We start from the raw sequence: 14,725 nt of genomic DNA on the forward strand, positions 1-14,725 counted from the left end.
TCACTCCGGAACCGCCGGACGCAGCACCTCGGCGACGACCGAGCCGAGCCCGGCCACGTGCGGCGGCAACATCGAGGTGACGTTTCCACCGCCGATCCGGTGCACCGTCACCCCTTGAGCGAGTTTCTCCCAGTGCCTCAGGTACTCACCGAAGCTCAGCCCCGCGAGGCTGTCGTGGGTGCCGCCGGCCAGTTCGTCGCAGGCGAGCAGGTGAAGAGCACCGGAGAAGCCACTGAACCGGTACGGCAGCCGGGCTTCGACCTGCCGCCGCCAGCTCCGCACCGCGATCGGCCAGATCTCCCCCATGTCGGGGTCGTCCAGCGCATCGTGGAAGGCCTCCACCACGATCGAGGGCAACAGTTCGGCGGTCCTCGCGCGCAGCCGCGCGATCTGCCCCGGGTCGGTTTCCACCTCGAGCTGCGCGTACGCGTCGTCGCACTCGACCAGTTGCCGCAGGTTCTCGCCCCCGCCCACGTGGGCCTCGGCGACCTGCAGCACCGGGTCGTGCAAGAGCAAGGTCACGTCTGCCCCGGAATCGGCCAGGCTGCGTGCCATCTCCCAGCCGATCGGCGCGCCACCGCACCAGGCGAACAGATGGTAGGGACCGGTGGGCCGAGACGTCCGCAGCTCGGCCAGGTAGCTCGCCGCGAGTTCTTCCATGGACGCCGCGGCCCTGGCCGGATCCCGCAGCCCCGGGTGCTGGAACGCGCCGACGTCGAGCCAGTCCGGGAGGTGCTGGGTGAGCCGCTGATACCAGTGCGCGCTTCCTCCGCCGGGATGCACGCAGTACAGCACGGGTGCGTCGCCGCCTCGGCGCCGGAACCACACCAGGTCCGCGCCGGGGTCGTTGTCGAGCACGGAGAGAACGTTCGGCGGTTGCGTGGCCGGCGGAGCATCCAGGACCTTGTCCGGCGCGGTGTTGGTCAGGAGCGGGGCGAGCCAGGCTGCCATCCCGGCGACCGTCCGGCGCAGCAGCACCTCTGTCGGCGAGATCGGGATCTCCAGCTGGCGGCTGAGCCGAATCGCGATCCGCATCGCGCCCAGCGAGTTCCCGCCCGCATCCGCGAAGTCCAGCTCGACATCGACCGGGCCACCGTCGAGCTCGCGCTGCCACACCCGCGCGACGGTCTCCTCCAGCGCGGTTCGGGGCGACGTCCGGACCTTGCCGGTCGACGGCTGACCGGGCTGCGGAAGCCCTCGCCGGTCCAGCTTCCCGCTGCTCGTCAGGGGAAGCGCGTCCAGCACGATGAAGTGGGAGGGTACGAGCAGCGCGGGTAGCCGGGTTCGCGCCAGCCGCCTCACCTCGTCGACGTCGACCGTGGTGATACCGGGCGCCCGGACGAGGTATGCCACCAACGAGGGTCGCTTGCTCTCCACGACCAGGGTCACCACCGCGCTGCGTACCGACGGGTGGTCGGCCAGCACCTCTTCGATCTCACCGGGGTCGAGCCGCACCCCGGCGAACTTCACCTGATCGTCGATCCGGCCGAGGAACTCCAGCACGTCCCCGTCGAGCCAGCACACGAGATCGCCGGTGCGGTAGAGCCGCTCTCCGGGCGGGCCGAACGGGTCGGGCACGAAGGCCGCCGCCGTGGCGTCGGCTCGCCCGGCATAGCCGTACGCGAGGCCGATCCCGCCGAGGTAGAGCTCCCCGGGCACGCCGGTGGGTACCGGATTGAGCTGCGGGTCGAGCACATGGACGCGCATGTTTCCGACCGGCTGTCCGATGGGCACGGCGCCGGCATGGGGATGCCGCTCACGCCGCACCTCGTGTCCGACGCAGACGATCGACGCCTCGGTCGGGCCGTAGTGGTTGTGCATGCGGGCCGTCGAGCGGGTGCGGAACCGCTGGCTGGTCGACCGGTGCAGCTGCTCGCCGAGACACACCACGTCGCGCAGGCAGTCCGGAACCGTCTCGACCGCGTCCAGGAAGACGTCCAGCATGGATGGCACGAACGAGGCGTGCGTGACCCGATGTCTGGTGATGAACGCGGCCAGGCCGTCCGGATCCAGATGAAGATCCGGCGGCGGCACCACGACAGTGGCGCCGTACATCAGGGGCCAGAAGAACTCCGGTACCGACACGTCGAACGTGTAGGGGGTCTTCTGGATCACTCGATCGCCGGCCCGCACGGGCAGCTGCGACTGGAGCCAGTGCGCGTAGTTCGCCGCCCCGACGTGGGGAACCAGGACGCCCTTGGGGCCGCCGGTCGAGCCGGAGGTGAACATCACGTAGGCGACATCCGCAGGGGTCGCCTCGGCCGCCGGCTGTTCGGGCCCGACGACATCGGGCGTCACGAGGATCGGGTCGAGACCGACGAACCGATCGTGCAGGTCGTCGTCGGCGATCACCATGATCGCCCCGGCGGTCTCGATCCGTTCGCGCAACCGGGCGGGTGGATCGTTCGGGTCCAGGGGCAGGTATGCCGCGCCCGCCTCGAGAATGCCGAGCAGTACCGGGACGAGCGCCAGGCTGCGGCGCATGCAGACGGCGACCGTCTGGCTCCTGCCCACCCCCGCTGCGGCCAGGCGACGGGACAGCACCCGAGCGCGGGCGGCGACGGACGCATAGGTCAGCTCACCGGTGTCGTCCCGCACGGCAACCGCGTCCGGGGTGCGCCGCGCCTGTGCGAAGAACGGTCCGTGGAGAGTGGTCTGCGGCAGCCCGGCCGGCACCGCGGCGGGCGCAGCCCGATGGTTCGACTCCGCCGCGGAGAGGACCGGCCCGCTCGCGGGACCATCGACATCGGCGAGCATCTGCCCCAGCACCCGGTGGTACGCCTCGGCCAGCCAAGCGAGCCGCTCGGGCCGGATCCGGTCCCCCGACGCGGTGAACGCCACCGCGCCGGGCAGCACGGTGACGGACAGCGGAAACTCGTTCGGGCTGTTGTCGTCGGTCCTGGTGACCTCGACCCCGCTGCCGTCCAGCAGGTAGAAGTCGAGGAAGTTGAAGACCGCCTCGAACAGTGGCTCGGTGGTGCCGGCGAGGCTCCGCATCGCCGGCAGTGCGAAGCGTCGGTGTGGCAGGAGCGCGGTCTCCGCCGCCGTGGCGGCGTGGATGAGCTTCCGCCAGGTGCCCCGCGGCCGGTCCCCGGGCACCGGCACCGTGTTGAGATACATGCCGAGCACCTTGTCGCCGCCACTGACCTCAGGGCGGCCGTTGCACACCAGCCCGCAGAGGAATCGGTCCAGCGGCGTGATCGCGCTCATCACCTTGAGGAACGCGGCGAAGAAGATGCTCTTGACCGGCACCCCGGTCGCCAGGGCCAGGGCACGTACCCCGGTCGCGTCGGCTTCGATGGGCCGCAGCACGGTGTGTGCCGGGCCGCTCCCCCCACCCCACTCCTGCGGCAGGCGCAGGGTCTGCGCGCCGGCCAGGACGCCGGCCCAGTAGTCCCGGCTGGTCTGGTTGGCGATCGCGTCGCGTTCGGCGGCGACGAAGTCGGCCCAGCGCCGGGTCGGCGCGGTCAGCGCCGGGGACGGCTTGCCGGTACGGATGGCGGTGTAGCGGTCCATCAGCTCGCGGAGCAGCGAATTGTGGCTCCAGCCGTCGAGAATGACGTGGCACTCCACCCAGGCCAGAGTCCATCGAGCGGGCGCGGTCCGGTAGGCGTACAGCCACCACAGCGGCGCCTTGCCGATGTCCATCGGCCGCAACCGCTGTTCCCGCGCGGCCTCCCGGATCAGGTCGGTCTGTTCCGCGTCGGAGAGCCCGTCCAGGTCCTGGACCACCACCTCGACCCTGGCGTCGGCGTGCACGAGCTGCAGCGGCTCCCCGTAGCTCGTCAGGTCGAAGGAGGTACGCAGTACCTCGTGCCGGGCGACGACCTCCCGGACCGCACCGCGCAACGCGGCCGCGGAGAGGTCCGCGCCGTCGTCGATGAAGTACAGCGTCACGTTCTGATACGGCAGCCGGCGCGCGTCGGACATCATCTCGTAGAGCATGCCGGCCTGCACCTGCGACACGGGATAGGCATCGACGACGTCCCCGGGCAGGCTGGCACGGTCCGCCGCGGAGAGCTGGCTGAACGGCGCTGCGGCCGAATCATCGGCCGGTGGGCCGGCGGCGGCGGCCACGGCGGTGAGCGCCGCGACCGTGCGGTGCTGGAAGAGGTCCTGCACGGTGATCCCGACGCCGCGGTCCCGCAGTGCGCCGACCAGGCGGATCGCGCGCATGGAGTCGCCACCGAGGCCGAAGAAGTCGTCGGTGGCCCCCACCCGGTCCACCCCGAGAATTTCGGCCCAGACCGACGCCATGAGCTCCTGGTCGGCGGTCTCCGGCGCGACGTAGTCGGCGTCGACCTCGCGGGTGGAGGTGGGCGCCGGAAGCGCCCGCTGGTTGACCTTGCCGCTGCTCGTCAGGGGAAGCTCGGCGAGAAACACGTAGCGCGCCGGCACCAGCGCGGCCGGCAACAGCCCGGCCAGATACGACCGCAGCTCGCCCGCGGTGACCTCGGCGTCCCGCCTACCCACCACGTAGCCGACCAGCTGCGGCGGGTCGACCGCGGAGCGGTGTACGGCCACCGCGGCCGCCGCGACCCGCGGGTGCCCGGCCAGCCGTGCCTCGATCTCGCCGAGTTCGATTCGAATCCCGTGCAGCTTGACCTGGTTGTCGATGCGGCCGAGGAACTCGATCGTCCCGTCCCGCCGCCAGCGGACGAGATCACCGGTGCGGTACATGCGCCGGCCCGGATCGGCCGCGAACGGGTCCGGTACGAAGCGCTCCGCGCTGATGCCCGGGCGGCGCAGGTAGCCCCGGGCCAGGCCCACCCCGGCCAGGTAGAGCTCTCCGGGACAGCCCGCCGGCACCGGCGCGAGATGCTGGTCCAGGACGTAGGCCGACATGTTGCTGATGGGCGTGCCGATCGGGACTCCGGGCGTCACCATGCCGGCCAGCTCGGCCGGACGCACCGCACATGCGGTGACGTCCACGGACGCCTCGGTCGGCCCGTAGAGGTTGTGCAGGGACGCGCCCGACCAGGCGACAAAACGCCGGGCGGTGACCGTGCGCAGCGCCTCGCCGCTGCAGAACACGTGCCGGAGGCTCGGCGGACCCTCGGGGACGGAGTCCAGGTACACGTCCAGGACGGACGGCACGAAGTGGACATGGGTCACCGCCTCGGCGCGGATCGTCGCGTCGAGCCGCGCCACGTCGCGGTGCTCGCCGGGGGGCGCCATCACGAGCGTCGCACCGTACATCAGCGGCCAGAAGAACTCCCACACCGAGACGTCAAAGGTGTACGGCGTCTTCTGGAGCACCCGATCGCCGGGCCCGATGCGGTACGCCGCCTGCATCCACTCCAGCCGGTTGACGATGCCCGCGTGATCGATCATGACGCCCTTGGGCGTACCGGTCGAACCGGAGGTGAACATCGCGTAGGCCAGGTCGAGTGGGCCGACCGCCGGCAGCTCGACCTCCTCGGGCCCGACTCCGTCCGGCGCGACGACCCGCGCCGCACCCGCGAACGGTCCGGCCTCGTCGGGCCAGGCCACCACGATCGACGCGCCCGCATCGGCGATGAGGGACCGCAGCCTGCCCGGCGGGTCCTCCGGATCGAGCGGAAGGTAGCCGGCGCCGGCCTTGAGGATGGCGAGCAGGGTGCAGACCAGTTCCAGGCTCCGCGGCTGGCACACACCGACCACGTCACCACGGCGCACGCCCAGGCTGCGAAGCAGCTTCGCCAGCGCGTCGGAGCGCTCGTCCAGGTCGCGGTAGGACAGTTGTCGGCCGCCGGCGCGAACGGCGACCGCGTCGCTGGACGCCCGTACCCGGATCAGCTCGTGCAGCGCGGCGTTGCTCACCGGCCGGGCCTCGCCCGTCGAGTGCCGGCGCAGCCAGGCCCGTTCGTCGTCGCTCAGCCACGGCAGACGGGTGATGGGCGCCTCGGGTCGAGCCACGGCGTGCCGCAGCAACCGCACGAATCGGGCGGCGAGGGCGTCCACGCTCTCCCGATCGAACAGCGCGGTGGCGTAGTCCAGCGCACCGTACAGATCGCCGTCGGGGCCGCGGCGCAGACCCAGGCTGAGGTCGAGCTTGACCGAAGTCGGTGCCACGGCCTCCTCGATCAGCTCCACGTCACCGAAGTCCGGCCTCGTACCGATGCTCTCCTCCTCGACCAGCAGGAGCGCGGACACCAGTGGGTTGCGGGAAAGGTCGCGATCCGGCTGGACCGCGTCCACCACGCGGTCGAAGGGCAGCTCCTGATGGATCAGACCGGCACGGACCACCTGCCGCGTCCGGCCGACCAGCTCGGCGAAGGACGGGTCGCCGGCGCAGTCGATCCGCAGGACCAGGGTGTTGATGAACGGCCCGACGACGTCGGCGCTGCCCGGCCTGGTGCGGCCACTGACCGGGGAGCCGACCGCGATGTCGGTCTGCCGGGTCACCCGAGAGAGCAGGCTGGCGAATCCGGCGAGCAGCACGACGAACTCGGTGGTCCGGTGTTGCCGCGCGAAGCTGGCCACGCCCTGCCCCACGTCGGCTGGGACGCGGAACAGAGCCCGGGCTCCGGCAGGGTCGCGCGGGACGCGGCGCGGCCGGTCAGTCGGCAGCTCGAGTTCATCCAGCCCGGCGAGGGTGGCCCGCCACCACTCGACCTCCGCCTTGGCCTGGTCGCCGTCGAGAAACTGCCGCTCCCGGCGGGCATGGTCACCGTACTGCGCCCCCGGTGGCGGTGGTGCCGGCGTCCCGGCCCGGGCCGCGCGGTAGAGGCCGGCCAGATCGGCGCAGAGCAGTTCGGTCGACCAGCCGTCACAGGCGATATGGTGCACGTGCATGACGAGGACGTGCTCGTCGTCGCTCAGCTTGGCCAGTTTGACCCGCCAGACCGGCCCCTCGGCGAGGTCGAACCCGCGACGGGACTCGGCATCGAGCAGCGTGGGCAGGCCGATGTCGTCGGTCACGAGCACCGGGAGCTCCACCGCGGCGGGCGGGTCGACGACCTGGACCGGCTCGCCGTCGCGGACCTCATACCTGGTACGGAGGATGTGGTGCCGGGCGGCCAGGTCGGTGAGCGCCCGGCCCAGAGCGGGGACGTCGAGGTGCCCGCGAAGCCGAAGCACCAGCGGTACCAGATACTCGGTGCCGCCCGGGTTGAGTTGCTCCAGAAACCACATCCGCCGCTGCGTCGACGACAGGGGGGCGGGCCCGTCGGGCGCGGTCCCGGCCGCGGTGGGCCGCTCACCCCGGACGCCCATGCCGGCCAGGCGCTGCCGGACGAGACGACGTCGTAGCTCGGCGGCTCGGTCGGCGGCCGTGGCAGGCTGGCTAAGCTCGTTCATCGTCTTCCCCGAAATCGTCGTGGCCGTCCCGCAGGAGTGCCGCGACATCGTCATCGGACAATTGGCCGACCTCGGCGATCACCGCATTCGTGATCATCTCGGTTTGCAGGTCGACGGTGGCGGCGTCGAAGATCTCGCCGAGCGGCACCGTGACGCCGAACAGGTCCTGCAACCGGGTGTGGACCCGGGTGGCCATCAGCGAGTTGCCACCCAGCTCGAAGAAATCGGCATCGTCGTGGATCTCGGTGAGGTCGAGAACCTCGCGCCAGATCCCCCGGATCAGCTCCTCGGTGGTGCGCTCCGCGCCGGAGTCCGGGGCCCGCGCACCCTCGTCGCCCCCGGTCCCGGCGGTGGTGACGGCCGGCAGCCGGCGCCAGTCGGGCTTTCCGCTCGCGGTCAGCGGGATCTCGGTGAGCGCCGCGACGTGCCGCGGCACCATGTGGGCGGGGAGCCGTTCGCGCAGGTGGGCGCGCACCTCGTTGCTGGTCGGAGCGGTTGACCCGGCGGGCACGACGTACGCGGCGAGCTCGGGTGTTCCGTGCGGCTCGACCGCCACCACCACTGCGGCGCGTATCCCGGCATGGGTCAACAGCGCCGCTTCGACCTCGGCGAGTTCGATCCGGAACCCGCTCACCTTGACCTGGCGGTCGGCCCGGCCGTGGAAGTCCAGCACCCCGTGGTCGGCTCTGCTGACGAGGTCACCGGTGCGGTACATCCGGGACCCGGGAGTCTCCGCGAACGGGTCGGGCAGAAACCGCTCGGCGGTCAGCGCCGGCTGGCCCAGGTAACCGCGGGCGAGGTTCGGCCCGCCGAGGTAGAGCTCTCCCCGAGTTCCGGCCGGAACTTCCCGGAGGTTCTCGTCGAGGACATGGCCGACCCGCCCACCGACCTCGGTGCCGATCGGCACGACCGACTCCGGTGCGAGCTGCTCCGCCGTGCCGGCCGGGACGTCGAACAGCGTCGCCGTGACCACGGCCTCGGTCGGGCCGTAGCAGGCGATGAAGTCACCCGCCAACCCGAGCGCGTACCAGCGGTGGATGTCCCCGGCGCGCACGACGTCGGTGCCGATGTTGACCACGCGCAGGGTGCGCAGGCGGTGGTCGCCGGGCGCCACCTGGTCGAGGAAGTCCCGCCACGCGATCGGCGGCAGATCGAGGAAGGTGACCCGGTGGGTCTGGACGTAGTCGGGAAGATCGGCCGGGCTCCACGGTTGCGCCGGCCCGAGGACCAGGGTCGCCCCCGCGACGATCGAGGCGCCGATGTGTTCGCACACGACGTCGACGAACGGCGGGCTGGTGAGCAGGAGGCGGTCGGCGGCGGTCAGCCCGTACCTGGCGGCGGCCCGTTCGCAGTGGCTGAGGTAGGCACGGTGCGAGACCATCACCCCCTTGGGTTCACCCGTCGAACCCGAGGTGTGCACGACGTACGCGAGCTGGTCGGGTGCGGTCGGCGACGGCTCACCGTCCTGTGCCGAACCGTCCCGCCGCGACCGGCCCGGTATGTCGCGACGGGCGATGTCCTCGCCGGGCACCAGGAGGGCCGGCCCGTCCGCCGGTAGGTGGTCGGCGAACCCGGCCGGCGCCACGACGACCGCCGGCCCGATCGCGGCGAGCATGGTGGCGAGCCGCGACCGCGGCGAGGAAGGATCCAGCGGAACGAACGCTCCACCTGCCCGCATGACGGCCAGCGCTGCGACGACCAGGTCGGGCGAGCGCGGCAGGCAGACCGCGACCGGCGTCTCGGGGCCGACGCCCTCGGCCAGGAGCACGGCGGCCATGGTGTCGACCCGGTCGGTCAGCTCAGCATAGGTCAGCCGCTGCTCGCCCTGTTCGATCGCGGTCGCGTCGGGTGCGGTCGCCGCGCGTCGCAGGAGCACCTCCGGCAGGGTGGCCGCGGTGAGCGCTCGGACGGTGGTGTGCTGGTCGGCCACGGCGGCCCGCAGGATGTCCTGGTACTCGCCTATCAGCCGGTTGATCGTCGCCGGGCGGTAGATGTCGGTCGCGAACTCGGCGATGCCGAGGTAGCTTCCGTCCGGCTCTTCGGTGAGCGTGACCGTCAGGTCGTACATCGCGGTCGGCCAGGGAATGCGGACGGTCGCGAGTTCGTCGTCGTCGGGCAGGTCGGGCAGGTAGGACGGCCGTTCCGCACCCACCTCGAACATGATCTGGAACAGCGGGTTGCGGGACCGGTCGCGTTTCGCCCGCCGCTCGCTCACCAGCCGGTCGTACGGCAGATCCTGATGGGCGTATGCCGTGCGCGCGGTGTCCCGGGTGCGCGCCAGCACATCCAGGAAGGTGTCGCCCGCCTCGACCGCCGTCCGCAGCACCAGGATGTTCGCGAAGTAGCCGATCACGTTCTCCACGTCGGGCGTCGAGCGCCCGGCCGACGGAGTGCCGATCACCACGTCGTCGGTGCCGGCCGCGCCGGCGAGCAGGCAGTTGAACGCGGCGAGGAAGGTCATGAACGGCGTCGCCCCCTGCGACCGTCCCATCCGGACCACCGCAGCGGAGACCGTCCGCGGGATCCGGAACGCGACCAGCTTCCCTCGCCCCTGCCAGACCTTCGGTCGCGGGTGGTCGCCGGGGAGCTCGGTGGCGGTCGCGCCGTTCAGCCGCTCCCGCCAGTGGGCCAGTTCCCGCTCGCCGTGCCGGTCCAGCCAGGTCGCCTGCCAGGCGGCGTAGTCGGCGTACTGCACCTTGTGCGTCTCGGCGGCGCCCTGCAGCTCCTGCGCGAAGATCCGGACGGACGCGCCGTCCCAGGCGATGTGGTGCAGCATGAGGACCAGGAACCGGCGCCCGGCCGCCGTACTGACCAGCCGACCGCGCAGCACGGGGCCGGCGGCCAGATCGAAGGGACGGCCGGCGAGTTCGAGGATGTCGTCCCCGAGGCCGGCGACGTCCCGCTCGACCTCGGTGATCTCCGGGTCGGCGTGCGGATCGACGACCTGCATCGGCTGCCCGTCGACGACCACGTAGCGGGTACGCAGGATCTCGTGTCGGTCGATCACCGTCCGCACGGCAGAGATCACCGAGGCCAGCGTGGCGTCGCCGGCGACCGGGAACACCGCCGGAACCATCTGCTCCGGGCTGCCCGGACGCAACTGCTCGGCGATCCACATGCGCTGTTGTCCGGCGGAGAGCGGCAGCGGCCGCCCCCGCGGCACCGGGACCACCTCATGGTCGGCGGTCAGCTGCGCCTGCCCCGGTACCCGCAGCAACGCGGCCTGCGCCTCCACCGTGGTGGCCACGTAGAGCCGGGACAGCGGGACGGCCGTCCCGAACCGTTTCTGAAGCCGGTTTCCGAGCAGGCCGATCTGCAAGGACTGTCCACCCAGCGCGAAGAAGTCGTCGTGCACCCCGACCGTCTCGCACGCCAGCAGCGCCGTCCACTCGGCCGCTACCCCCAGCTCGAAGACGTCTCTCGGCGCGACCCTCTCCTCGGGTGCGGCGGTGGGCAGGTCCCGGTCGAGGAGCGCGCTGCGATCGATCTTGCCGCTGGTGGTCTGTGGCAGCTCGTCGAGCCGGACGAACACCGACGGGATCATGGGATCGGGCAGGGTCTGCCGTAGCCGGGCTCGCAGCTCGCCGACCTCCGGTTCACCGTCCGCCACGAAATAGGCCACCAACTGCCGCCCGCCGTCGGGAAGGGGACGCACGACCACCGCGGCGGCCTCGACCGGCGCGGCGACCAGCGCCCGCTCTATCTCGGCCGGCTCGATCCTCACCCCGTTGACCTTCACCTGGTCATCGCGGCGACCGAGGAACTCGAGCACGCCGTCGGGACGACGGCGGACGAGGTCGCCCGTGCGATACATCCGGGCGCCCGGCGGACCGAACGGATCGGGCACGAAACGCTCGGCGGTGTGCCCGGGCCGGCCGTGGTAGCCCCGGGCGACCCCGACCCCGCTGGCGAAGAGTTCACCGATCGCACCGGGTGGCACGGGGTTGCCGTCGCGGTCGAGGACCAGCGTCCGCAGGCCGTCCAGCGGCCCACCGATGGGTACCGGCCCGGCTGTCTGGTCCGGCTGCCATTCGTACGCGGTGACGTCGATCGAGCACTCGGTCGGCCCATAGGTGTTGTGGATGGCGACCTCCACCAGCTCGCGCACGCGCGAGCAGAGTTCCCCGGTCAACGGCTCGCCGGCGCTGAACAGCAGCCGCAGCGCGCGGCACTCCTGCCAGCCGGGCGCGAGGAGCAGTTGTCGCAGCACCGACGGAACCACCTGTAGGACCGTCACCGCCTCACTGGCCACCGCACGGACCATCGCCTCCGGATCGCGCTCCACGCCGGGTGGCGCGATGACCACCGTCCCGCCGCTCACCAGCGGGGAGAAGATCTCCCACCCGGCCGCGTCGAAGGTCAGTGCGGTCTTCTGCAGCACCCGGTCGGCCGGTCCGAGGCCGAGCCGCCGGACCGGCCACAGCACGCGGTTGGCGATCCCGCCGTACGTGATCACCACGCCCTTCGGGCGGCCGGTGGATCCGGAGGTGTACATCACGTACGCGGCCAGGTCCGCATGCAGCTCGGGGAGCGCGGCCCGCGTGCCGTCGTCCGAGACGGTGTCGACACAGAGCGGGGTGATCCCGAGCGCCGCGACCCGCGACGCGTGCTCGGTGGCCGTCACGACCGTCCGGATGCCGGCCTCGTCAATGATCAGCCGGGTCCGCGCGGCGGGATGGTCCGGGTCGAGCGTGACGTAGCAGGCGCCCAGCCGGCCCACGGCGAGGAGGGCGCACACCGCGGCCGCGCCGCGAGGCAGGTAGACGCCCACCCGCGACTCCGGGCCGACGCCTTCGCCGCTGAGCCGGGCGGCGAGCGCCTCGACGGCGCGCTCCAGCTCCGCGTACGTCAGCGATTCGCCCTTGTCGACGAGGGCGGTCGCGTCCGGGGTACGGGCCGCCTGAGCGCGGAAGAGCGTGGGCAGCAGCGGTACCTCGTCGGGCGCCGCGGCTGGGGCGACAGCTTCGCCCATCGGGGCCCGCTTGACGTCGAGGGCCGGATCTGCGGCAAGCGTGTCGACGAGGGCGGTGAACTGATCCAGCAGTGCGTACGCCGTCTCCTCGCGGAACAGCGCCGTCGAGTACTCCAGTTCGATGCGCAGCCCGCCGCCGACCACCGGGACCACGTGCAGAGTCACGTCGAGCTGTGACCCCCGCGGAGTGATCGGCAGCGGGGTCGACGTCAGGAGCTGTCGGTTCTCGCCCATCGGCATGTTGAAGCCGACCTGGGCCAGCGGCGCACGGTTGCGCGGATAACCGGGTCGGACCTCGCGGATCAGCAGGTCGTACGGGACGTTCTGGTGCTTGAGCGCCTCCGACACGCGGTCGCGTACCTGCCTGAGCAGGTCCCGGAAGCTGAGCCGGCCGGCCGTGTCGATGCGAATCGCCACCATGTTCACCAACATGCCGACCATGCGCTGCAACTCCGGCCGGTTGCGCCCGGAGACGGTCGAGCCGATCACCAGGTCGTCCGCACCGGTGTACCGGCGCAGCAGGACCGCGTACGCCGCCAGCATCACCATGTAGGTGGTGGCACCCTCGGCGCGGGTCAGTGCGCGTACCCGCTCGATCACCGTCGCGCCGAGATCGCGCTGGACGGTGACGCCCGCCAGGCTCCGCTCGGCGGGTCTGACGTGGTCGGTCGGCAGGTCGAGGGGGCCGGGTAGATCAGCCAACCGGTTGCGCCAGTAGTCCAGATCGCCGGCGAACGCACCGCTGGTCACCTGAGCGCGCTGCCAGGCGGCGAAGTCGACGAACCGTACCGGCATGGAGATCCTCGGCAGCGCCCTCGCGAGCTCACTCGCGACCAGGACCAGCGAGGAGGCGTCCATGACGATGTGGTGTGCGCCGAGCACGAACATCCGCCGACCGGACGGGGTGGCGAGGACGGCGGCCCGCCACAGCGGTGCGTGGTCGAGCTGGTACGGCTCGAGGGCGAAGCGCAGGGCCACGGCGTGCGCCACGGCCGGATCGTCGCTGTCCAGGGCGATCTCTTCGAGCCTGGCGGGCACCGACGGCAGCACCGTCATCCGGGGTCCGTCGCCGAGGCTGAGCACGGACATCCTCATCGTGTCGTGCCGCGCGACGATCTGGGTCAGCTCGTCCTGGAGCTCGGCGACGGACACCTCATCGGGGATCCAGTCGGCGGCGATCAGATTGAAGAGCGGGACGTCACCGGCGAGCTCGCCGATCAGCCACACCGCCTCCTGCGCATAGGACAACCGGGCCGGAAACTCGCCGTTCCATCGCGGAATGACGTCGACCTTCGCGGGCGCCGCGTCGCCGCCTCTCTTGAGAAGTTGCGCCAGCAGTTGCTGCTTGAGTGGCGACAGCTCAGCCATGGCTCTTCTCCCGGGTTGGCAGGAAGTTGTCGACGGTCAGGCCCAGCCCGTGTGCCCCGGCGGCGGCGACGACCAGTCGGGCGACGGCCAGGTCGAGGATGCCCAGCCCGAACGGTGACACGACGGTGACCCGGGAGAGGTCGCGATCCGTGACGTCCGGCCGCGTCGCCAGCTCACCGATCGTCGCGGACACGAATTCGCGATGCCCCACTCGCTGTTCGGCGAGGTGCACGGAGGTCGCGGCACGGAATACGTGGTCGATGTCGTCGACGACGTTGTCCGCGGCCACGACGGCTTCCGGAAGCACGTCACGCAACGAGATGTGCAGCACCAGCGTCCCCGGTCGGAGTCCGCGCGTGTCGAGGTGCGGGTGTTGGGCGTTCGTGGCGATGCTGGTCAGGGTGTTTTTCGCCAGCGCGGTCGGCAGATCTCGTGCCACGCGCACGTCGAGCTCGGGCAACTGCGCAGCGCACCGCTCGCGCAGCAGTTCGGCCCGCTCCGCCCGGGTGTCGTAGGCCGTGACCTGGGTCAGGCCGGGGAGGACGTGCGGCAGGAAGCGCAGGACCGCGAAGTTGATCACTCCGCAGCCGATCACCGTCACCCCGTTGCTGTCCGTGGCCGCGGGAAGCAGCCTGGCCGCCAGGGCGGCGCTGGCCGCGGTCCGCCACGCCGAGATCGTGGAGGCTTCGAGGAACGCCAGCGGATGCCCGGTGTCGAGGCTGTTGAGGATCATGGCGGCGGAGGCCCGCTGGAGGCCGTGCTCGATGTTCGCGGGGAATGACGAGATCCACTTGATTCCGGCCGTCGGCCGGGCGCCCCCGAGGTACGCGGGCAGCGCGATGATGCGGTTGCGCTGGTCGTCCGGGAACCTGAGGAAGACGGAGTGCGGCAGCGACGATTCGGCGTTCGCATGCGCGACGTAGGCGTCCTGGACCGCCTGCAGGACGTCGCGTTCCTGCCCGCGCAGGACGGCTTCCACATCACCGTGGGTGAGAATCAACATGTCGGTGGCCCTACTGTGCTGGCGAGGACCGGCAGGATGCGCGCGGCGCTGTCCACCGCGACCATCCGGAACTCGGTGGTGTACGGGTTTCCGTCGCCGTC

Annotated in this window: 4 protein-coding genes (1 of these 4 cut by a window edge); all 4 read right to left on the minus strand. The window is 71.5% G+C overall.

From position 1 onward, the window contains the following. Tightly spaced (each overlapping or abutting the next), the 4 genes in view from LQ51_RS15840 to LQ51_RS15855 form a layout consistent with a single transcriptional unit that may run on beyond the window. Positions 1-7,281, minus strand: a complete 7,281-nt coding sequence (locus tag LQ51_RS15840; protein WP_046566512.1) for a non-ribosomal peptide synthetase — start codon at positions 7,279-7,281, stop codon at positions 1-3. After that, complete coding sequence (locus LQ51_RS15845) at positions 7,268-13,621, minus strand: non-ribosomal peptide synthetase (RefSeq protein WP_052744892.1); 6,354 nt, start codon at positions 13,619-13,621, stop codon at positions 7,268-7,270. The genes LQ51_RS15840 and LQ51_RS15845 overlap by 14 nt, the downstream gene beginning before the upstream one ends. Next, on the minus strand, positions 13,614-14,624 hold the full coding sequence (gene sbnB / locus LQ51_RS15850; protein WP_046566514.1) for a 2,3-diaminopropionate biosynthesis protein SbnB: 1,011 nt from the start codon (positions 14,622-14,624) through the stop codon (positions 13,614-13,616). The genes LQ51_RS15845 and sbnB overlap by 8 nt, the downstream gene beginning before the upstream one ends. Then, positions 14,618-14,725, minus strand: partial view of a lantibiotic dehydratase gene (locus LQ51_RS15855; RefSeq protein WP_046566516.1) — the end only. It continues 2,055 nt past the right edge of the window; 108 of the gene's 2,163 nt are visible here — the last part of the coding sequence; its start codon lies beyond the right edge, outside the window — the gene reads right to left on this strand; the stop codon is at positions 14,618-14,620. Before LQ51_RS15855 ends, sbnB begins: the two co-directional genes overlap by 7 nt.

Origin of the sequence: Micromonospora sp. HK10, assembly GCF_000982955.1 — a bacterium.
Taxonomy (GTDB): domain Bacteria; phylum Actinomycetota; class Actinomycetes; order Mycobacteriales; family Micromonosporaceae; genus Micromonospora.